17 protein-coding genes are annotated in these 21,887 nt (G+C 68.5%); 5 read left to right on the plus strand and 12 right to left on the minus strand.

Annotated features, from left to right (window positions below):
* Nucleotides 1-286: 286 nt before the first annotated feature.
* Nucleotides 287-667, minus strand: a complete 381-nt coding sequence (locus ACXC9Q_RS03555; protein ID WP_457055010.1) for a tautomerase family protein — start codon at nt 665-667, stop codon at nt 287-289.
* 9 nt (nt 668-676) lie between these two features.
* Nucleotides 677-1,549 carry a GNAT family N-acetyltransferase gene (locus ACXC9Q_RS03560; protein WP_457055011.1) on the minus strand — a complete coding sequence of 291 codons (873 nt, stop codon included), beginning with the start codon at nt 1,547-1,549 and terminating at the stop codon, nt 677-679.
* Between the two features lie 91 nt (nt 1,550-1,640).
* On the opposite strand from ACXC9Q_RS03560, the gene ACXC9Q_RS03565 reads away from it, so the two are divergent.
* On the plus strand, nt 1,641-2,318 hold the full coding sequence (locus ACXC9Q_RS03565; RefSeq protein ID WP_457055012.1) for a GntR family transcriptional regulator: 678 nt from the start codon (nt 1,641-1,643) through the stop codon (nt 2,316-2,318).
* Here the strand turns inward: ACXC9Q_RS03565 and ACXC9Q_RS03570 are convergent.
* From ACXC9Q_RS03570 to ACXC9Q_RS03615, 10 genes are all read right to left on the minus strand, one after another.
* Nucleotides 2,300-4,057, minus strand: coding sequence for a gamma-glutamyltransferase family protein (locus tag ACXC9Q_RS03570; protein ID WP_457055013.1), 1,758 nt, complete (start codon nt 4,055-4,057; stop codon nt 2,300-2,302). The two genes, ACXC9Q_RS03565 and ACXC9Q_RS03570, sit on opposite strands and share 19 nt — an antisense overlap.
* 115 nt (nt 4,058-4,172) lie before the next feature.
* Entirely contained in the window at nt 4,173-5,165 is a 993-nt protein-coding gene (locus ACXC9Q_RS03575) for an ABC transporter ATP-binding protein (protein ID WP_457055014.1), read from the minus strand.
* A complete protein-coding gene (locus tag ACXC9Q_RS03580) occupies nt 5,165-6,157 on the minus strand; it encodes an ABC transporter ATP-binding protein (protein WP_457055015.1) in 993 nt (330 codons plus the stop codon). Before ACXC9Q_RS03580 ends, ACXC9Q_RS03575 begins: the two co-directional genes overlap by 1 nt.
* A complete protein-coding gene (locus ACXC9Q_RS03585; protein WP_457055016.1) occupies nt 6,154-7,035 on the minus strand; it encodes an ABC transporter permease in 882 nt (293 codons plus the stop codon). Before ACXC9Q_RS03585 ends, ACXC9Q_RS03580 begins: the two co-directional genes overlap by 4 nt.
* Nucleotides 7,035-7,988, minus strand: coding sequence for an ABC transporter permease (locus ACXC9Q_RS03590; protein WP_457055017.1), 954 nt, complete (start codon nt 7,986-7,988; stop codon nt 7,035-7,037). Before ACXC9Q_RS03590 ends, ACXC9Q_RS03585 begins: the two co-directional genes overlap by 1 nt.
* A 64-nt stretch (nt 7,989-8,052) precedes the next feature.
* Nucleotides 8,053-9,672, minus strand: coding sequence for an ABC transporter substrate-binding protein (locus ACXC9Q_RS03595; RefSeq protein ID WP_457055018.1), 1,620 nt, complete (start codon nt 9,670-9,672; stop codon nt 8,053-8,055).
* A gap of 258 nt (nt 9,673-9,930) precedes the next feature.
* Nucleotides 9,931-10,431 (minus strand): GNAT family N-acetyltransferase, encoded by a 501-nt coding sequence (locus ACXC9Q_RS03600; protein WP_457055019.1) that lies wholly within the window; start codon nt 10,429-10,431, stop codon nt 9,931-9,933.
* A 170-nt stretch (nt 10,432-10,601) separates the two neighbouring features.
* Nucleotides 10,602-11,804, minus strand: coding sequence for an SWIM zinc finger family protein (locus tag ACXC9Q_RS03605; protein WP_457055020.1), 1,203 nt, complete (start codon nt 11,802-11,804; stop codon nt 10,602-10,604).
* Complete coding sequence (locus ACXC9Q_RS03610) at nt 11,801-14,644, minus strand: SNF2-related protein (RefSeq protein ID WP_457055021.1); 2,844 nt, start codon at nt 14,642-14,644, stop codon at nt 11,801-11,803. Before ACXC9Q_RS03610 ends, ACXC9Q_RS03605 begins: the two co-directional genes overlap by 4 nt.
* Nucleotides 14,645-14,737: 93 nt before the next feature.
* Nucleotides 14,738-16,618 carry an ABC transporter ATP-binding protein gene (locus ACXC9Q_RS03615; protein ID WP_457055760.1) on the minus strand — a complete coding sequence of 627 codons (1,881 nt, stop codon included), beginning with the start codon at nt 16,616-16,618 and terminating at the stop codon, nt 14,738-14,740.
* A 171-nt stretch (nt 16,619-16,789) separates the two neighbouring features.
* On the opposite strand from ACXC9Q_RS03615, the gene ACXC9Q_RS03620 reads away from it, so the two are divergent.
* The 4 genes from ACXC9Q_RS03620 to ACXC9Q_RS03635 are packed head-to-tail and all read left to right on the plus strand — an operon-like array spanning nt 16,790 to nt 21,866.
* Entirely contained in the window at nt 16,790-17,311 is a 522-nt protein-coding gene (locus ACXC9Q_RS03620; RefSeq protein ID WP_457055022.1) for a TetR/AcrR family transcriptional regulator C-terminal domain-containing protein, read from the plus strand.
* 42 nt (nt 17,312-17,353) lie between these two features.
* Complete coding sequence (locus ACXC9Q_RS03625) at nt 17,354-18,055, plus strand: TetR/AcrR family transcriptional regulator (protein WP_457055023.1); 702 nt, start codon at nt 17,354-17,356, stop codon at nt 18,053-18,055.
* The gene (locus ACXC9Q_RS03630) at nt 18,055-19,788 is read left to right on the plus strand and encodes an ABC transporter ATP-binding protein (protein ID WP_457055024.1); all 1,734 of its coding nucleotides are present in this window, start codon (nt 18,055-18,057) and stop codon (nt 19,786-19,788) included. The genes ACXC9Q_RS03625 and ACXC9Q_RS03630 overlap by 1 nt, the downstream gene beginning before the upstream one ends.
* Nucleotides 19,785-21,866: an ABC transporter ATP-binding protein gene (locus tag ACXC9Q_RS03635; protein WP_457055025.1), complete on the plus strand. Its 2,082-nt coding sequence runs from the start codon at nt 19,785-19,787 to the stop codon at nt 21,864-21,866. Before ACXC9Q_RS03630 ends, ACXC9Q_RS03635 begins: the two co-directional genes overlap by 4 nt.
* Nucleotides 21,867-21,887 lie beyond the last annotated feature (21 nt).

Genomic DNA, 21,887 nt, shown 5'->3' on the forward strand with positions numbered 1-21,887 from the left:
CATAGGACGGGAACTCGTGGGTGGGTACACGATATTTCGGCTGTTCTGAATGAGGTGGGGGTGGTGCTGCGGGCGGGTGCGGTGAGGTCTGTGCCCTGGTGCGGGGAGGGTTTTAGCCCGCTCCGGTGGGAAAACCCTCCTCAGATCGGCAGAAACCCCTCCACTCAACCAGGAGCACTGCCGAAACCACCTACACATCCAGCAGAGAGCCAAACCGCCTGTCCAACCCGCCGGACGGTCTACCGTTGGCGACCGTGTCGAGCAGGCTGGTGGGTCCCGAGTTCATCTACAGGTACTGCGCCTCGCCGTTGCCGAAGGACCAGTCGGGTGATGCGTTCTCGGTGACGGTGATCAGCACGTTCCCTGCCTCGGTGCCGGAGTATTCGTGGACGAGCTCGGCGATCCGGCGGTACATCGCCTGCTTCACCTCGTCGGTCCGGCCGGCCCGCATCGTGACGGCCACGAACACCACGTCGTCGTCGCGCTCGATCCCGAGGAAGCCGGCGTACCGCAGGGTGCTGGTGGTGCCGTCGTGGCTGGTCAGTACCTGGAACAGGTCGTCCGGCGGGATCCCGATCGTCTCGACCAGTGCGTCCTGCACCGCGCGGCCGATGGCGTCGAGGCGGTCGGGGCCGGCGCGAAGGGCGTCGATGCGAACCAGTGGCATGCCGCCATACTAGTAGGTACAGAGATCCAATGTGCGGCGGTGGACGGCTCTGGTGGGTTTGTAGCCGAGGTGGGTGTTGGTGCGGCGCATCGGGGTGTTCGTGTCGAGGGTGTCGGTGAGGAGGGCGTCGAGGTCGGGGAAGTGGATGCGGCTCTGGAGGATTTGCTCAGCCTTCATCCACAGTGCCAGGCCGTGGCCTCGGTGTGCGGGGAGTACGGCGGTGCCGTAGTGCTGGGCGTCGCCCTTGCCGTCACCCGGTACGACGAGTTCGGTGAAGCCGGCGATCGCGCCGGTGGCGTCGTCCACGGCCGCCACCGTGGTCAGCTGGTCACCACGTTCCTCGATGACCCGCGCGGCGTACCGCGTCCGCTCGACGTCCCACGGATCCTCGCCGTACGCGATGTCTCCCGAGGGCGCGTCGTTCATCCCGGTCCGCGCCTCCGTGAACGTCTGCGCCAGCTCGTCCGGTACGACGCCTCGCCACGAGATCAGGTGATAGCCGGGAACATCCGGTACGGCGGGATTCGCATCGCCCAACCGGAGACGTGCGTAGATGAGCGTCAGGCCGAGCGCGAAGCCGTGGTGCTGCAGGAAGTGATCGGCGGGAGAGCCCGCGGTCGCGTCCGCGAGCAGCGTGTGGACCTCGTGGTCCTGGGCGGCGTTGACGACCGCTTCGAGCAGCCGCGAGCCGACACCGCGGCGGCGTTCGGCCGGGTGGACGTTGAGCTGCAGCTCGGCCAGGTGGGCATGGCTCTCGCGGCTGTTGAGCCGGAGGAACGCGGACCCGACCGGGTTGCCGTCGGCGTCCTCGGCGAGCCAGGCGATCCGGCGGCTGAACGGCCGGTAGTCGGGATCCGTCAGGGGAGTCAGTCTGATGCTCAAGCCGACAAGATAACCCCGCGCCGGGATCACGTGCCGACGCCTGATCGATCGGCTAGCGTGGCGCGAAGCCAAGCGGGGAGAGGAGCCTGGGGTGGAGCAGCCGAGTGGGGGCCAGGTGCGCACGATCGGTGCCGACCATGTCGCTTTGCGCGAGCAGGTACTCGCGGAACTGCGCCGGCGGATCGTCGACGGTGATTACGCGCAGGGCGAGCGGTTGACCGAGACCCGGCTCGCGGACGACTTCGGAGTGTCCCGCAATCCGGTGCGCGAGGCATTGCGCGTGGTCGAGGCCGAAGGCTTCGTCCACATCCTGCCCCGTCGCGGTGCGGTGGTGGCGACGCTCGACGACACCGCGGTTCGCGACCTGTTCGCCGTACGCGAGCAACTGGAGACTCTCGCCGCCGGACTCGCGGCCGAGCGGGCGACGGCGAACGACATGGCCCACTTGCGCCGTCTGCTCGATCAGGCGAGCTCGGCGACCGATGCGAAGGACTTCGACCTGGTCGCCGAGCTGAACAGCGCCTTCCATCGCGGGGTGATCGAGGTCAGCGGCAACCGCTGGCTGCTCTCGATCTCCGCCGCGATGTACCACCACGTGCATTGGGTCTTCCGCGTCGGCGCCGCCCAGCGCGCACCGCACTCGTGGGAGGAACACATCCGCCTGGTCGAGGCGATCGAAGCCCGCGACCCGGCGGCCGCGACCACAGCGGCGCGCGAACACGTGGAAGCCGCCGCCAAGGCCGCGCTGACTCAGCGTCCGACCGCGTAGCCCTGCATCCCGCGCGGATTGGCCGCGGCCGCCAGCACACCGTCAGGCTCCTTGCGTACGGCGCACAACCGGCCGAGGCTCCACGCATCGGCCTCGGTGACCACGTGCCCGCGTCGTACCAGCTCATCGCGTACGGCGGGACCGAGTCGGCTCTCCATCACCAGACCACCCGGCTCGGTCGCGCGCGGGTAGAACGACGACGGGAAGCCCGTGGTGTGCCAGGCCGGCGCGTCGATCGCCTCCTGCAGATCCGTCCCCTGACCGAGATGCCGCAGCAGGAAGAGCAGCTGCCACTGGTCCTGCTGGTCGCCACCGGGTGAGCCACAGGCCATCACCGGCCGGCCGTCGCGCAGGACCAGCGTCGGCGTGAGGGTGGTGCGCGGACGCCTGCCAGGCGCGAGCGAGGCCGGCAGCCCTTCCTCGAGCCAGAACATCTGCGCTCGGCTCCCGAGGCAGAAGCCGAGCTCCGGGATCGTCGGCGACGACTGCAACCAGCCGCCACTCGGCGTCGCGGAGATGATGTTGCCCCACCGGTCGATCACGTCGACATGACAGGTGTCGCCACGCGTCTCGCCGACGGACGAAACGGTCGGCTCTCCGGTGGTCGCGTCGCCCTGATCGTTGCCGACAGCAATGGAAGGCAGGACGGGCTGACGGCCGTCCGGGCGACCGGGCCGGAGCTCCAGGCTCGCGTCCGGACCGATCAGCTTCGCGCGCTCGGCGGCGTACGCGGCTGAGAGCAGCGTCTTCAGCGGCACGTCGGCGCCGTCGCCGTACCAGGCCTCGCGGTCCGCGTACGACAGCTTCATCACCTCGACCGTCGTGTGCACACCCTCCGCGCTGTCCAGGTCGACGTCGCCCAACTCGGCCAGTACGGCGAGCGACTGCAGCAGAGCTGGTCCCTGGCCCCACGGCCCGGTTTTGGCGACGGTGTAGCCGTTCCAGTCGAGCGTGGCCGGCTCCTCCCAGCTCGCCTGGAAGGCAGCCATGTCGTCGCCGGTAATCAGGCCGCCGTGGTCCGCGCCACTGGAGTCGCGATGCGGCAGCCGGGAGAACGCGTCGACCGCCTCCGCGACGAACCCTTCCCGCCAGGTCTTCCGCGCCTGCTCGATCTGCGCCTGCCGGTCCGAACCGGCCGCCTCGCCCTCGGTCACGAGCTTCTCGAGGGTTGCGGCGTACGCCTCGTTGCGGAACATGCCGGTCGGCGGACGCCCGTCCTTCAGCCACAGCGCGGCTGACGTCGGCCAGTGGTCCTCGAACAGGTCCTGCACAGTGTTGACCGTGTCACCGACCCGCGGCACCAGCGGGTGACCGTTGCGCGCATAGTCGACAGCAGGCTCCAGTACGACGCGCAACGGCAGCGTGCCGTGATCACGCAGCAGGAGCAACCATGCGTCGACAGCGCCAGGCACTGTGGCCGCGAGCGGTCCGGAACCGGGGACAAGCGTCAGCCCGAGTGAGCGATAGTGCTCGATCGTCGCACCGGCCGGAGCGACGCCCTGGCCGCTCAGCACACGCGGTGTGGGGTCGTCAGCGGTCGCGATGATCGCCGGCACCTCGCCACCGGGTCCGTTGAGATGCGGCTCGACCACGTGCAGCACGAACCCGGCGGCGGCTCCCGCGTCGAACGCGTTGCCGCCGAGCTCGAGGATCCGCATCGCCGACTGGGACGCCAGCCAGTGCGTGGACGAGACCATCCCGAACGTGCCCCGCAAGGTGGGCCGAGTGGTGAATGTCATGGGGCCTCCCGGCCTGGACTGAGGAGTGTAGGGAGCGTAGCGACTGGAACGACGAGGGAAGGGCGGGAGTTGAAGCCCCATGACCCGCCGCGCCGGAGGCGTGGCATATGTAGGGTCATCGAGTAACTCCCTGTTCGACTGTGCGTACGTCTGGTCCGGTGCCGTCGTTGTTCACGAGGTGACAAGCCACCTGGTGTCCACCCTCTCCGATCACCCGCGACTCCGGCACGACTGTCCGGCATGTGTCGATCGCGACCGGGCATCTGGTGTGGAAGCGGCACCCGGACGGCGGATCGATCGCGGAGGGCAGGTCGTCACCGAGCAGGACCGGCTTCCGCGCCCGCTGCTCGGTCGGGTCGGGTACGGGCGCCGCCGACAGGAGCGCCTGGGTGTAAGGGTGAGCGGGCGCGCCGAAGATGCGGGATCGTGGGCCTTGCTCGACCAACTGGCCCAGATACATCACTGCGACCTCGTCGGCGAGGTACTCGACGGCGGAGAGGTCGTGGGTGATGAACAGGCAGGCGAAGCCCAGGTCGCGCTGGAGGTCCGCGAGCAGATTGAGCACTGCTGCCTGGACTGAGACGTCCAGTGCGCTCGTCGGCTCGTCCGCGACGAGTAGCCGCGGCTCTGAGATCAGTGCACGGGCGATGCTGACTCGCTGGCGCTGACCGCCGGACAACTCATGTGGTGAGCGCTGTGCAACCTCAGGCCGGAGTCCGACGCGGCGTAGTGCCTCTGCGACCTTGGCCGGGATGTCTTTGCGGCGCATGAGCCGGAGTGGTTCGCCAACGATGTCTCCGACCGACAGCCGCGGGTCGAGCGAGCCGGCCGGGTCCTGGAACACGATGGACACGTCTCGCCGGTGCGGTCGGAGTTGCCTGCGGTTGAGGTGGGTGATGTCGGCATCTGCGAGTCTGACGGTCCCACCGCTCGGTTCGAGCAGTCTGACGATGCACCGGCCAACCGTCGACTTGCCGGAACCGCTCTCGCCGACCAGTGCGACGACAGACCCTTGGCGGATCCGCAGCGTCACACCGTCGACCGCGCGAACCGGCCCGAAGTGCATGACCAGATCTTCGACTTCCAGGGCGAGGGCTGTGCTCTCCACTAGACCTCCACTGGTTCTCTGACTGGATTCCAGCACGCGACCCGGTGTGGACCACCGGTCAGTTCTGGCTGGGACGTCGTACAGGTGTCGAGTGCCCGCGGGCAGCGGTCGGCGAAGGTGCAGGCGTCGGGCTGTTCCTTGAGCACGGGCACCAGGCCTGGGATCTCGTTGAGGCGATGCGTCTCGGCATGGCGGCCGGCGGCCGGTGATGCGCCGAGGAGGCCGGTTGTGTACGGGTGTTGCGGGTTGGCGAACAGGTCGTGCACCTCGGCTGTCTCGACGACACGTCCGGCGTACATGACAGCCGCCCGGTCGGCGAGGTCCGCGACCACGCCGAGGTCGTGGGTGATCAGGACGATGCTGGTGCCGAGTCGTTCCCGGAGTCCCCGCAGTACGTCGAGGATGCCGGCCTGGATCGTGACGTCGAGGGCCGTGGTCGGCTCGTCGGCGATCAGGACCTTGGGGTCGCAGGCGACGGCCATCGCGATCATCACGCGCTGGCGCATCCCGCCGGAGAGTTGATGCGGGTAGTCGCTGATCCGGCGCTCGGCGGACGGGATCCCGACGAGCTTGAGGAGTTCGATCGAGCGATCCCGGGCGGCCTGGCGGCTGACGCCGACGTGGGTGCGGAGGACTTCGCCGATCTGGTGGCCGACGGTGAAGACCGGGTTCAGCGAGGTCATCGGCTCCTGGAAGATGTACGCCACCTCGCGGCCGCGGATCGACCGGAGCGTGCGTTTGTCGGCGCCGATCAGTTCGACGCCGTCGAGCTTGACCGAGCCCTCGACGGTCGCGGTCCGGGGGAGCAGGCCGGCCAGGCTCATCGCGGTGACGCTCTTGCCGCAGCCGGACTCGCCGACTACGGCGAGCACTTCACCGTCACCGACCTCCAGGCTGACCCGGTCGACGGCGGACAGCATGCCGTCCTCGGTCCGGAAGGTGACGGACAGATTGTTGACTTCGAGGACATGCCTATTCATCGATACAGTCATCGGCGGCTCGCTTTCGGGTCGAGCGCGTCGCGCAGGCTGTCGCCGACGATGTTGAACGCCAGCGTCAGCAGCATGATCGCGACGCCGGGCATCACCGCGGCCCACGGCGCCCGCGACGCGAACTGCTGCGCGTCGGACAGCATCGTGCCCAGGCTCGGCGCCGGCGGCTGGATACCGAGCCCGAGGAACGACAGCACCGCCTCGCCCAGGATCGCCGCCGGGAGCGCGACGGTCGCCTGGACGATGATCACCGAGGCCGCGTTCGGCAGGATGTGCCGGCCGAGCACCCACGGATCGCCGGCACCCTCCACGATCGCGGCCGCGACGAAGTCGAGCGACTTGAGCCGCAGCGTCTCGGACCGGACGATCCGGATCACGCCGGGGATCTGGGCGATACCGATCGCGATCGCCGCGTTGCCGAGACTCGCGCCGCGGATCGCCGCCAGCCCGACCGCCAGGATCAGGAACGGGAACGCGAGGACGAGGTCGGTGAACCGCGAGATCAGGGCGTCGATCCTGCTGAAGTAACCGGCCATCAGACCCAGCGGTACGCCGATCACGAGTGAGGTGGCGACCGCGAGCAGTGCGACGTGCAGGGACGCTCGGAGCCCGAACATGATCCGGGAGAGCACATCGCGGCCGAGGTCGTCGGTGCCGAGGAGGTAGCCGGCCGTCCCGGGTGGCGCGAAGGCATTGTCGAGATGGGTCTGGGTCGGCTCGTGCGGTGCGAGCCAGGGGGCGAACACGGCGAGGACGATCGCGACGCACAGGACGACGAGTCCGGTGATCGCGAGCGGATTGCGGAGCATCCGGCGTACGACCTTGCTGCGGTTGCTGCGCAGTGACGGGCTGGTGGTGAGGGTTTCGGCGACGGCCATCACGCATCACCCCGAACGCGGATCCGCGGGTCGATCACCGAGTAGAGCAGGTCGACCAGCAGATTGATGACGATGTACGCCGTCGCCGTGACGAGGACGACGGCCTGGATGACCGGATAGTCGCGCTGGAAGACGGCGTCGACGGTGAGCTTCCCGAAGCCGGGCAGCGCGAAGATCCGCTCGGTGACGACGGCGCCGGAGATGAGCGCGCCGAGCTGGAGGCCGACGATCGTGACGACGACGATCAGGCTGTTGCGGAGCGCGTGGCGGCCGATCACCGCGCGGGGCGCGAGCCCCTTCGCTTCGGCCGTACGGATGTAGTCGGCGCTGAGCGCGTCGAGCATCGACGATCGGGTCTGGCGCATGATCACCGCGGCCAGACCGGTGCCGAGGATCAGCGCGGGCAGGATCAGGTGATGCAGATTGTCGACCGGGTTGCTGAAGAACGGCACGAAGCCGGACGCCGGAAAGAGGCCCAAGGCAACGGACAGGTAGAGGATCGCCATCAGCCCGAGCCAGAAGTTGGGCACCGACAGGCCGAGCAGCGCGAGCGCGTTGGCCGCCCACTCGGCCGGGCCGCCCCGGCGTACGGCGGCCACCACGCCGGCGCCGACGCCGATCACACTCGCCACCAGGATGGCCAGCACCGAGAGCTCGATCGTCACCGGCAACGCGGTCACGATCATCGTCCGGACCGGCTCCCCGGTCCGGATCGACTGCCCCAGATCGCCCCGGACCGCATGGCTGACGAACTGCCAGAACTGCACCAGCTCCGACTTGTCCAGCCCGTACTGCTGTCGGATCGCTCGCAGCGACTCCGGATCCCGGTCTTCACCGGCGAGCGCGAGCGCCGGGTCACCCGGCAGCGCGCGGACGCCGGTGAACACGACGATCGTTGCCAGGACCAACGTCACGACCGACTGCCACAACCGGTTGAGCAGATATCGCCGCACGAAACCCACCTCCTCTCGCGTGTCTTCGTCCGCCCGCCGAAGGCGGGCGGACCGGAGGAAGCGCTCACTTCGCGAAGCCCGCGAAGGCCGTCCGGATCACGCCGTCCGGGTAGACCTGGATGCCGAGGAGCTTCTTGCTGACGCCGGTGAGGTTGCGCTGGCGGTACATGTAGATCAGCGGGTCGTCCTGCTGCAGCTTCGTGACGACGTCGCCGTACAGCTTGATCCGTTGTGCCTTGTCGGTGTTCTGACGGGCGTCGGTGAGGAGCTTGTCGACCTCGGGGCTGCTGTAGCCGGCCACGTTCTGGCTGCCGGTGGTGCCGACGAAGTTGTAGGTGTTCGCGTCGGGGTCGACCCGCCCGGACCACCCGAGCTGCAGGAGCTCGAAGTCACCGCGGTCCTGCTGGTCGAGCAACGCGGCGTACTCGACCGGCTTGATCACCAGGTCGAATCCACCCTCCTTCACCATCGCCTGCAGCGCCTGCGCGAGCCGCAGACTGTCGGGGTTGTTCGAGGTGATCATCGTGACCTTGTACGGCGTCGTCACGCCGGCATCCGCGAGCAGTTGCTTCGCCTTCGCGGTGTCATGTGCCGGGCAGACCTGAGCGGCGTCGGAGGTGAACTCGCTCTTCGGCGAGATCGGCGAGCAGGCGACCGTGCTCAGGCCGTTGAAGATCGACTTCACCAGGGCCGCGCGGTCGATCGACAGGTCGAGTGCCTGGCGGACCCGCGGATCCTTCGCGATCGGGGTGTCAAGCTGCTTGAGCGGGTTGCCGATGCCGTTCGCGTTCGCGATGTTGATGGTCAGTCCCTGGTACCCGAGCGACTGCGACTGCAGCACGGTCATGCTGCTGTCCTTCTGCAGCGTCGGCGCGTCCTGCGTCGACAGCGAGTCCGCGACCTGCGCGTCACCGGACTTCAGGTTGGCCGAGCGGATACTGGAGTCGGTGATGATCCGGTACTCGATCGCGTCCAGGTGCACCTTGGCGGCGTCGTAGTACAGCGGATCCTTCACCACCTTGATGGAGTTCTGCGCGACCCGGCTGGCGAACTTGAACGGGCCGACGCAGACCGGCGCGGTGGAGAAGTTCGCGCCGAGCTTGGCGACCGCGGCCGGGCTGAGCACCATGCCGGCCCGGTCGGCCAGCGCGGCGGTGAGCGGGGCGAACGGCTTCGACAGCTTGATCACCACGGTGTTCGGGTCCGGGGTCTCGACCGAGGTGATCGGGCCGAGCTCGCTCTTCCGGCCGGAACCGGCCAGCGTCAGACCGCGGTTGATCGAGATCATCACCGCGTTCGAGTCGAGCGTGCCGCCGTCGGCGAACTTCACGCCCTGCTTCAGCGGGATGGTCAGGCTCAGACCGTCCGCCGAGATCGTCGGCAGCGCGGTCGCCAGTTGCGGCACGATCTTCGCGTCCGGGCCGAGGTCGTAGAGCTTCTCGCACATGGTGTGGAAGACATACCGCGAGTACAGGCTGCGCGACAGCGTCGGGTCGAGCTTGTCCGGGTCGGCGGACAGCGCGACCGTGAGCGTGCCGCCCTGCATCACCTGTGCCGCGTCGGCCGGGTCGCCGAACACGTCCTGCCCGGCCGGCGACTGGCTCGCGCCACTCGTGTCGTTGCCGGCGGGTTCGACAGGGGAGCAGGCGGTCCCGGCGAGCGCCAGCGCGATCACCCCCGCCACGGCTCCGGCCACCGTACGGCGGCGGTTGCTCCTGCTGGAGCGGTTCAGTCTGAATGGAAGTCGACGAGTCATGGCGGAACTCCTGGGTAGGCGGTCTCGTCGACTGTTTCATGTATACAAGGCACGTGCGCAAGTGATTCGGCGAGTTTGACTGAACCTTTTACGAGTCCCCGCCGTACAGCTTGTGGAACGTTCAGTGCCGACCGCCGCCCGGGCCGCCGGAGGCTTCCCCACGGCATCCGACGGCCCGGGCGCGGGTCAGCTTGTGACCGGGTAGGTCAGATCGCCGGCCGGTACGCGGTGACCGTCGAGCGCGAGCGCCATCAGGTTCGGCCCGTCGTACTGCGGGTGATGGACGCCGAACTCGGTCGCCTGCCGGAAGCCGAATCGCGGGTAGTAGTCCGCATGACCGAGCACGACAACGCTCTGCTCACCACGATCACGCGCAGTGGCGAGGGCTGCCGTGACCGAAGCGCTCCCGGCGCCTTGTTTCTGGTACGCCGGAAGCACCGCGACCGGCCCGAGCGACAGGACCGGGATGCCGCCGATGTGGCAGCGGGTAAGCAGCGAATAGGCAATGGGCTGGTCGTCCGAGGTGGTCGCGACGATCGACAGCCCGGGAAGCCAGGCGGTCGGGTCGGCGCGGAGTGCATCGAGGAAGTCGACCTCGAACTGGCGACCGAAGGCGTGCAGGGTGATGTCGCGGAGTGTGTCGGCGTCGGCTGGAGTCTCGACGCGGGTGTTCCAGGTGAAAGACAACGGAAGATCCCTTTCGGGCGAGGGGTTCAGGCAGAACCCACGGTGAGTTGACTGATCGGACCGGCTGCCGGACGAACGGCAGCGCCGGTTGGCGCGGTCATCAACTCACCTCCTCGATCCTCCGAAGTTGCCGCGATCCTACTCAGGTCGCCGGCGTCGTCGCACGGCAATTACCGGCCGGCCGTGTCGTCGGCCAGCGCAGTGAGTGGATCAGTGGTCGCGGGTGCGGTTGGAGTCCAGCGATCGTCGATCAAGGCGTACGGATGCCAGCGGCCGTGGTGGTCCAGGCGGAGCTGGACGGTGTTGCCGAGGGTGAGGTGGTTGTGGTTGGCCTGCAGTGTGAGCTCGTCGTCGTCGGCGGCCAGCAGTTCGGTCCGGGCGCGGGCGATGTCGGTCGGGTCGGGCGTCCAGGTGTGTTCGAGCACGTTCAGGCCGGGTGCGCCGCCGTACCGCCAGGCTTTGATGCCGAGGGCAAGCGCTTCGGATCGGCCGGTCGCCTCGGCCAGCGGCGTGGTCAGCTCGGGGAAGTCAGCGGCAAGGCGGACGGCGTCTGACCATTCGTCGAGTGGCGGTGGCTCCGGCGTACCGCGCAGGAGTGCGCTGAGGATTGCCCGGGCCCGGCGGGACGCATCAAGGACCAGCAGCGAAAGGGTCGCCGGGGTGAAGCCGGACGAGGGCTCGATCCCACTGACCGCCAATTCGTCGGCTGTCACCTTCCCCGGCAGATCTGGCAGGTCAGGCAGCTCGCGTACCGGCGCCGCCAGTACGTCCTGCAGGGATGCGCCTGGCTCGGCCGCTTCTGGCGCGGTGGCACTCGAGCTTCTGGCTTGGAGCTCGTCGAGGACGTCTTCGCGGGAGCGGCCGCGGAGCAGCAGGAGGACGAACGGGTCGTCGTCGAGGAGCCAGGCGACCTGATAGCAGAGCGCGGCGGCGTGCTGGCAGGGCAGCTCCCAGCCGTCACAAGTACACGTCGGGTCGAGGTCACCAATGCCGGGCAAGAGCCCCACGCCGGCATCGGCCGCAGCCTCAACCAGATCGTGCGGCATGTCACCGTCGAGCAAGGCGGCAATGTGCCCGGCACGCGCGGCCACCTGATCCAGAAACCTCCGCCACGCGTCCTCGCTCAGCAGATCGATCTGAACGACGGCCTCGTAGGTGTCGTCAGGCGAGTAGACCAGCGCCGCGATCCGCCCAGGACTGATCGTGATCGCCCCAACCTGCCCCGAGTTCGCGTATCGCCGCCCCTTCCGCAGCTGATCCGAATCCAGCGACGTATCCTCCAACGCCTGCACCCAGGCCCGAGCCCACCAGGACCGCCCGCGAGTACTCCGCCGCTGAGCTCCGAACGCCCCGAACCCCCGTGCCTCACTCATCGGCCACCTCCGCGGAGTTCGACCAGGTTGGCGAGGTCGGTGTCGGAGAGCTCGGTGAGGGCGGCCTCGCCGGTGGCGAGGACTGCGTCGGCCAGCTCGCGTTTGGTGGTCAGCATCGTCGCGATCCGGTCCTCGATGGTGCCCTCGGCAATCAATCGGTGGACCTGCACGGGGCGGGTCTGCCCGATCCGGTAGGCGCGGTCGGTCGCCTGGTCCTCGACAGCCGGATTCCACCACCGGTCGTAGTGCACGACGTGATCCGCGCGAGTGAGGTTGAGACCCGTCCCCGCCGCCTTCAGCGACAGCAGGAACACCGGCACCTCACCGGCCTGGAACCTCTCGACCATCTCCTCCCGCTTCGCCACGGGCGTGCCACCGTGCAGGAGTTGCGTGCCGATGCCACGGTCGGCCAGGTGGCGTTCGAGCAGTCGCGCCATGGCGACGTACTGCGTGAAGACGAGGACGGCGCCGCCTTCGGCGAGGATCGTCTCGAGCAGTTCGTCGAGGAGTTCGAGCTTGCCGGAGCGGCCGTTCAGCCGTGCGTCGGCGGGCTCCTTCAGGTACTGCGCCGGGTGGTTGCAGATCTGCTTCAGCCCGGTGAGCAGCTTCACGATCAGACCACGCCGGGCCATCCGGTCGCTCGCCTGCACCTCCGCCATCAGCTCGCGGACGGTCGCCTCATAAAGGACCACCTGCTCGCGGGTGAGCGACACCGGCTGATCGGTCTCGGTCTTCGGCGGTAGCTCCGGCGCGATGCCTGGATCGGACTTGCGCCGTCGCAGCAGGAACGGGCGCACCAGCTTCGCGAGCCGCGCCGCGACCTCCTCGTCCTTGTCCGCCTCGATCGGCGTGGCCCACCGGCTCCGGAACGTCCCGAGCCGTCCGAGCAACCCAGGCGTCGTCCAGTCGAGGATCGCCCACAACTCGGACAGATTGTTCTCCACCGGGGTGCCGGTCAGCGCCACCCGCGCCTGCGACGGCACAGTCCGCAGCGCCTTCGCCGTACTAGACGACGGGTTCTTCACATGCTGAGCCTCATCGGCGACGACCAGTCCCCACCGATGTTCAGCCAGTCGTACGGCGTCCCGCCGCAACGTGCCGTACGTCGTCAGCACGAAGCCCTCCCGTGCGTCGTCGAGTGATCGCGACGAACCGTGGAAGCGCCGTACCGGCGTACCAGGAGCGAACCGCTGGATCTCACGCTCCCAGTTGCCCAGCAGGGACGCCGGGCAGACGACGAGCGTGGGGCCCGCGGTGTCGGGTGACTGCCGGCGGTGGAGGTGGAGCGAGATCAGGGTGATCGTCTTGCCGAGACCCATGTCGTCGGCCAGGCAACCGCCGAGGCCGAGCGAGGTCATCCGGGCCAGCCACCGCAGGCCGCGCAACTGGTAGTCGCGCAAGGTGGCGTGCAGGCCGGCGGGCGCGTCGATCGGTTCGTCGACCCGGTCGGGATCGGCGATGCGGGCACGCAGCTCGTCCAGCCAGGCGGTCGGGGTGACTGTGATCTGGCGGCCGTCGATCTCGGTGCTGCCGGTCAGCGCGACACCGAGCGCGTCGATCGCCGTGACCGGCTTCAGGATCCGCTCGCGGGCCTTCCGGGCCAGGTCGGGATCGATCAGCATCCACTGGTCCCGAAGCCGGACCACCGGGCGGGTCGCCTCGGCGAGCTGATCCAGCTCCGCCTCGGTCAGCAGGTCGTTGCCAAGAGCAACCTGCCAGCTGAAGTCGAGCGTCGCCCCACCCCCGAAGAAGCCAGGCAGGTCGCTCGGCGGTCCATCCGCCGAGGTGATCGCCGCCCGCGCCGTGAGCGCCCGGCCAAGACTCCGCGGCCAATGCAGATCTACCCCGGCCGCCGCCAACCGCTGCGCCGCCCCAGCCAACAGCTCAGCGACGTCCTCATTCGCCAACTCCATCCGATCCGGTACGGCGGAATCCAGCAACCGACCGAGTGGCGTCCACACGCGGGCCGCCCGGCGAATCGCCAGCGTGGCGTCGATCCGAGCCCGTGGTCCGAACCCGGTGACGTCCTCGGCCCAGACCTCGTACGCATCCCGGACCAAGGTCGGATCCTTCAGGCTGTGCAACTGCACCACAGCGCTGAAAGCCAGCGACTCGGCCATCTCGATCCGCATCGAGATCCGCACCCCGGTGTCGAGGCCCACCGACACCTCATCAGCCCACGATCGCAACCGCTCCGCCCGCTGCGGCGCGGTCCCCGCGAACGGCCCGGTCCGGTGAGCCTTCGCAGCCGCCGGCGACCGAGGCATCCCATCCGCTACCGCATCCACAAACGCCCTCACCAACTCCTCGGCCACCGGAAGCCGCACACCAATAGTCGACGGGGAGGAGGCAACGTGGTCAGGAGCTCCGGCCGGCCCCGTTGGGTCCAGAGCGGCTGGGTGAGCGGCACCGGTTGAAGGCGGTGCGGGTCGAGCGGCGTGGCCTGCGAGTGGGAGGGCTCGGGCGGAGGGTGGCATCGCCTCGGCGAGTTCGAGGAGGCGGGTGATGTCCGTGGGGTCTAGAGGCCCGACGCGCCAGGCGTCGTGGCCGGCGGGGGAGAGGCCGGGTAGGAGTTTGCCTCGGGCAACCAGTTGGAGGGCGGCCAGGGCTGCGGCTCCCCAGAAGGCTGCCGACGGGTGGGAGCTAGCTGCCTGGCGGGCGCGGCCGAGGAGTGGGACGGCGTCGGCGACCGGGAGTTCGATCGCGCGGACGGTGCGTGGAGCCGCGTCGACGATCAGGTCGAGCTCGGTCTGTTCGCCGACGCCGAGGGGGAGTGGCCCACCCTCGGGATCCCAGAACGCGACGCAGCTCTCCCGCGGCGGATCCGCCGGCCTGAACACTACTGCACACCCAGCCAACTCCTGCCCCTTACCCACCAACCCGACGCCCTCCTACCGAAAGATCAGAAACCCGGCGACCCCCGCACACCTGCCTCAGACCGTGACTACCTCCGCGTTCCCAGTGCCGGGTTGGTCGAACTGGGTTCGGTAGAGCTCCTCGTAGCGGCCGCCGGCGGCCAGGAGCGCGGTGTGGGTGCCCTGCTCGACGATGCGGCCCGACTCGATCACGAGGATCTGGTCGGCGGCGCGGATCGTGGACAGGCGGTGCGCGATGACGACCGCCGTACGACCGGCGAGCGCCTCGGTCAGAGCAGCTTGGACAGCAGCCTCGTTGGTGGAGTCCAGGGCGGCGGTCGCCTCGTCGAGGATGACGACGCGCGGCTGGGCGAGGAGCAGCCGGGCGATCGTGAGGCGCTGGCGTTCACCGCCCGACAGGCGGTAGCCGCGCTCGCCGACCACCGTGTCCAACTGGTCCGGCAGCGACCGGATCAACTCACCGAGCCGCGCCCGAGCGATCGCGTCCCACAAGTCGTCCTCGGTGGCCTCGGGCCGGGCGAGCAGTAGGTTCTCGCGGATGCTGTCGTGGAACAGGTGACCGTCCTGCGTGACCATGCCGAGCGTGTCCCGCAACGACTCCGCCGACACGTCACGGACGTCCACCCCGGCCAGCTTCACTGCGCCCGAGTCGACGTCGTACAAGCGTGGAATGAGCTGCGCGATCGTCGACTTCCCGGCGCCGGACGACCCGACGAGCGCGATCATCTGCCCCGGCTCGGCGCGGAACGACACGTCGTGCAGCACCTCGACACCACCGCGCGTGTCCAGCTTGGCGACCTCTTCGAGCGACGCCAGCGAGACCTTGTCCGCCGATGGGTACGCGAAGCGGACCCCCGCGAACTCCACCGACACCGGCCCGTCCGGAACGCGCCCTGCGTCGGGCTTGTCCTTGATCAGCGGCTCCAGATCCAGCACCTCGAAGACGCGCTCGAAGCTGACCAGCGCGGTCATCACCTCGAGCCGCGCACTCGCCAGCGCGGTCAGCGGCGAGTACAGCCGCGTCAGCAGCAACGCCATCGACACCACCGCACCGGCGTCGAGCTGTCCGCGCAACGCGTAGAACCCGCCCAGCCCATAGACCACGGCGAGAGCCAGCGCGGACACCAGCGTCAGCGCAGTCACGAAGATCCACTGCACCATCGCGGTCCGCACCCCGATGTCGCGCACCCGCCGCGCCCGGATCGCGAACTCCGCGGACTCCCGCGCCGGCCGCCCGAACAGCTTCACCAAGGTCGCGCCCGGCGCCGAGAACCGCTCGGTCATCTGCGTACTCATGGTCGCGTTGTAGTTGGCCGCCTCCCGCTGCAGGCCCGCGAGCCTGGCGCCGATCCGGCGGGCCGGTACGACGAAGATCGGCAGGAGGATCAGCGCGAGCAGAGTGATCTGCCACGACACCCCGATCATCACCACCAGGGTCAGCACGAGCATCACCACGTTGCTGACCACGCCGGACAGTGTGTCGCTGAACGCCCGCTGCGCCCCGATCACGTCGTTGTTCAGCCGGGAGACCAGCGCTCCGGTCCGCGTCCGGGTGAAGAACGCGATCGGCATCCGCTGGATGTGGTCGAACACGGCCGTCCGCAGGTCGAGGATCAGTCCCTCACCGATCCCTGCCGACAACCAACGCGTGAGCATGCTGATCCCCGCCTCGGCGATGGCGATGACAGCGATCAGCACAGCCAGCTTCAGTACGACGCTGAACGCCTTGCCACCCACGATCGCGTCGACCACGTGGCCGGCCAGCACCGGTGTGGCGACCGCGAGGACGGCCGCGCCGATGCTGAGCACCAGGAACCAGATCAGCTGCCGCCGATGCGGCCGCGCGAACGCGAGGATGCGTTTGAGGGTGGCCCGCGAGAACGGGCGTTTGTCGTCCTGGGCGTGCATCGCGTGGTACAGCGAGTTCCACGCGGTCATCTCCATGCTCACGGTTGCGCTCCGCTTCCGGTCGATCGGGACAGCCGATGATTCCGGAGACCACCGACAGTTCCCGACCGTAGGACCTCGACAAAGCTTGAGGTCAACTGAAACCTAACTGAGTACGCTGTACGAAGTAACCGCCCGACCAAGGGCGAGCTGCTCGACGTCATGCTCGACACCGTGTACGGCGAGCTGCCGCGCCGCGACGTACCGGGGGACTGGCGAGCCAGGCTCGACGAGGTCGCGCGGGCGAACCGGGAGCTGTACCTACGGCACCCGTGGATGCTCCAGGTCGCCGTCAGCCGCCCGCCGCTCGGTCCCCACGTGATGGCCAAGTACGAGTACGAGCTGGCCGCGGTCGAGGGGATCGGCCTCACCGATCTCGAGATGGACGCGACGGTCGCCCTGGTCAACGGTTACGTGCACGGCGCCGTGCGTACGGCGGTCGAGGCGCGCCAGGTGATCCAGCGATCGGGGATCACCGACAAGGAATGGTGGTTGGCGCACGTGCCGCACCTGGACCAGATCAGCGACACCAAGAAGTTCCCGCTGGCATCCCGGGTCGGGACCACGGTCGGGAATGAGTTCGACGCGCCGTACGACTCCGATCATGCGTTCGAGTTTGGTCTGGAGCGGCTCCTGGACGGCGTTTCCACGCTGCTGGAGAACCGGTCTGCGCCAAAAGGGTGAACGAGGTTGTGAGTGAGTACTCACTCAGTTACCCTCGAACTCGTGACACCACGAGCGACTCCACTACCCCCCGAGGAACGGCGCGCCGCCATCATCGAGGCCGCGCTGCCGCTGCTCGAGGAGTTCGGCCCGGACGTCAGCACCAAGCAGATCGCCGAGGCGGCCGGGATCGCCGAGGGCACCATCTTCCGGGCCTTCGGCAGTAAGGACGCGCTCGTCGAGACCGCGATGGCGACCGCGTTCGACACCACCGACCTGATCCGGGCACTGGAGCGGGTGGACCGCTCGCTGCCGCTGCGGGAGCGGACCATCGCCGCGGTCGACATCGGCCAGAAGCGGCTGCGCGGCGTGTTCAAGCTGATGTTCGCGCTCCGGATGCGCCGGCCACCGGAGTGGAAACACACCACGCCGATGGACGAGGCCCGCCGGAAGCGGCAGTCCGACCTGGCCAACGCCGCGTTCGCCGACCTGCTTCGGCCGGACCAGGACCAGCTGCGCTACTCACCCGAAGAGGTGGTCCGGCGGATCGGGCTGATCACCTTCTCGGCCACCCACCCAATGATTTCCGGCGGCGTCGTGCTGACCGCCGAGGAGATCGTCGACTTCGCGTTCGACGGCCTTCGCAAGCACACCACTGGCCCGGACGCGGTGAGCTGTCCCGATCAAGATCAGCCACTGGCCGCCGAGGACATCGCCGAGTTCGCGCTCGACGGTGGCCGCCATCACGACTCTGGGGAAGATTGATGTTACTTCGCATCTTGCGTACGCGCCTGCGTCCGTACGCGGGAAACCTGTCCCTGGTGGTCGTCCTGCAGCTGATCGGGACGATCGCCTCCCTCTACCTACCCAAACTGAACGCCGACATCATCGACAACGGCGTGTCCAAAGGTGACACCGCGTACATCATGCGCATCGGCGTCTGGATGCTCGCTGTCAGCCTGCTGCAGATCACCTGCACGATCATCGCGGTGTACTTCGGCGCCAAGACGGCAGCGTTGTTCGGACGCGACGTCCGTGCCGCGGTCTTCCACCGGGTCGGCGAGTTCTCCGCCCGCGAGGTGAACCAGTTCGGCGCGCCGACGCTGATCTCGCGCAGCACGAACGACGTCACCCAGATCCAGATGCTCGTGGTGATGGGCTGCACGATGCTGGTCGCGGCGCCGATCACCATGATCGGCGGCATCTTCATGGCGGTCCGCCAGGACATCGGGCTGTCCTGGCTGGTGGCGGTCGCCGTACCGTTGCTGGCGGCATCGGTCGGGCTCATCGCCAGCCGGATGGTCCCGCAGTTCCGGAAGATGCAGAAGAACATCGACGGGGTGAACCGGGTGCTGCGCGAGCAGATCACCGGCATCCGGGTGGTCCGCGCGTTCGTCCGGGAGCCGCACGAGGTGGAGCGCTTCGGCGAGGCGAACGCGAACCTCACCGACACGGCCATCCGGGCCGGCCGCCTGATGGCGCTGGTCTTCCCGGTGGTGATGCTGATCCTGAACGTGTCGAGCATCGCCGTGCTGTGGTTCGGCGCCTCCCGGGTCGAGGACGGGACTATCCAGGTCGGCGCGCTGACCGCGTTCCTGAGCTACCTGATCCAGATCCTGTTCTCGGTGATGATGGGCGTGTTCGTGATGATCATGGTGCCGCGGGCCTCGGTCTGCGCGGATCGGATCACCGAGGTGCTGGACACCGATTCCTCGGTCAAGCCGCCGGTCACCCCGATCACGACCTTCACCGGGCGTGGGCAGCTGGTCTTCGAGGACGCCTCGTTCCAGTACCCGGGGGCGGCGGAGCCGGTCCTGCGCGACATCAGCTTCGTCGCGTCACCGGGCCAGACGACCGCGATCATCGGCAGCACCGGCGCCGGCAAGACGACGCTGCTCTCGCTGGTGCCGCGGCTGTTCGACGCGACCGGCGGGCGAGTGCTCGTGGACGGCATCGACGTACGCGACATCGAGCCGGAGGCGCTCTGGGAGCGGATCGGCCTCGTTCCACAGCGGCCGTACCTGTTCTCCGGGACGGTCGCCAGCAACCTGCGCTACGGCAACCCGGACGCGACCGACGAGGAGCTCTGGGAAGCCCTGGAGATTGCCCAGGGCAAGGACTTCGTCGAGGCGATGGCCGAGGGGCTGAACGCACCGATCGCGCAGGGCGGGACGAACGTGTCCGGCGGTCAGCGGCAGCGGCTCGCGATCGCGCGGGCGCTGGTCCGCAAGCCGGAGATCTACCTGTTCGACGACTCGTTCTCGGCGCTCGACCTGTCCACCGACGCCCGGCTGCGGGCGGCCCTGCGGCCGATCACGGCGAACGCCTGTGTGGTGGTCGTCGCGCAGCGGGTGTCCACGATCATCGACGCCGACCAGATCCTCGTCATCGAGGACGGCGCGATCGTCGGCAACGGCACGCATGACGAGTTGCTCGAGACGTGTCCGACGTACGTCGAGATCGTCGAGTCCCAGCAATCCGCGGAGGAGGCGGCATGAGCGAGGAGAACCAGACACCGCCCGCCTCTCCCAACGGTCAGGCTCCGTCGGTGAACGGCGAGGCCGACGGTACGCCGAAGACCGTGAAGGCGACCGAGCGGCCGACCACCGGCCGCGCGTTCGGCCCGCCCGGTGGGATCCCGGGCGACAAGTCCATGAATTTCATGCCGTCGGCCAAGCGGCTGCTCGGCCGGCTGCGGCCGCGGATGCTGCAGGTGAGTACGGTGATCGTGCTCGCCATCAGCAGCGTCACGCTATCGGTGCTCGGGCCGAAGATCCTCGGCCGCGCGACCGACATCATCTTCTCCGGCGCGATCGGCAAGCAGTTCCCGAGCGGCATGAGCAAGGAGCAGGTGATCGAGCAGACCCGGGCGTCCGGCAACGGACGGCTCGCGGACCTGCTGGGCGGGATCGATCTGATCCCGGGCGTCGGCATCGACTTCGATGCCCTGCGCAACGTTCTGCTGGGGGTGCTGGCGCTGTACGTCGGCGCGTTCTTCCTGTCCTGGATGCAGGGCTACATCCTGAACGGCGTCGTCCAGCGGACGATCCTGGACCTGCGGTCCGAGGTCGAGGCCAAGCTGAACCGGCTGCCGCTCAGTTACTTCGACGGCGCGCCCCGCGGTGAGCTGCTCAGCCGGGTGACCAACGACATCGACAACATCTCGACCAGCTTGCAGCAGACACTGAGCCAGTTGCTCACGTCCGTGCTCACGGTGATCGGGGTGGTGACGATGATGGTCGTGATCTCGCCGGTGCTGGCGCTGATCGCGCTCATCACGATCCCGATCTCGATGGTCCTGACCGCGGCGATCGCCAAGCGCTCGCAGGTGCGGTTCGTTGCGCAGTGGCGTCATACCGGCGCCCTGAACGGCCAGATCGAGGAGGCGTTCACCGGGCACGAACTCGTGAAGGTCTTCGGCCGGCAGAAGGAGATCGAGGCGAGTTTCGCGCAGAAGAACGAGGAGCTGTACCAGGCCGCGTTCGGCGCCCAGTTCATCTCCGGGCTGATCATGCCGCTGATGATGTTCATCGGGAACGTCAACTACGTGATCATCGCGGTCCTCGGCGGTCTGCGGGTCGCCTCCGGCACGATGTCGCTGGGCGACGTCCAGGCCTTCATCCAGTACTCGCGGCAGTTCACGCAGCCGCTGACGCAGGTGGCATCGATGGCCAACCTGCTGCAGTCCGGAGTCGCCTCGGCCGAGCGGGTCTTCGAGGTGCTGGACGCCAAGGAGCAGATTCCGGACGACGCGACACCGGAGAAGGTCACCGATGCGCGCGGGCGGGTCGAGTTCGAGCACGTGTCGTTCTCGTACGACCCGGAGCAGCCGCTGATCACCGACCTGAGCCTGGTCGCGGAGCCCGGCCAGACGGTCGCGATCGTCGGCCCGACCGGAGCCGGCAAGACCACCCTGGTCAACCTGATCATGCGGTTCTACGAGCTGAACGGCGGCCGGATCACGCTCGACGGCGTGGACATCACCGAGCTGACCCGGCACGACCTGCGCTCGCGGATCGGCATGGTGCTGCAGGACACCTGGCTGTTCGGCGGGACCATCCGGGACAACATCCTCTACGGCAACCTGGAGGCCAGTGAGGACGACATGCTGGCCGCGGCCAAGGCGACGTACGTCGACCGGTTCGTGCACAGCCTGCCCGACGGGTACGACACGGTGATCGACGAGGAGGGCAGCAACGTCAGCGCCGGTGAGAAGCAGCTCCTCACCATCGCCCGTGCCTTCCTGGCCGACCCGCAACTGCTGATCCTGGACGAGGCCACGAGCTCGGTCGACACCCGCACCGAGGTCCTGGTCCAGCGTGCGATGGCCGCGCTGCGGTCCGACCGGACCAGCTTCGTGATCGCCCACCGCCTGTCCACGATCCGCGACGCGGACCTGATCCTCGTGATGGAGGACGGCTCGATCGTCGAGCAGGGCAACCACCAGGAACTGCTCGCTGCCGACGGCGCGTACGCCCGCCTCTACAACGCCCAGTTCAGTGGCGCGGTAGTAGACATCGACGAGGAAGCCGCAGCCATCCCAACCCCGGTCGGCGCCCCCGCCGCCCGCCGCTGACCGTCGGAAGGGGGCGCCCAC

It is taken from the genome of Kribbella sp. CWNU-51 (genome assembly GCF_054073265.1).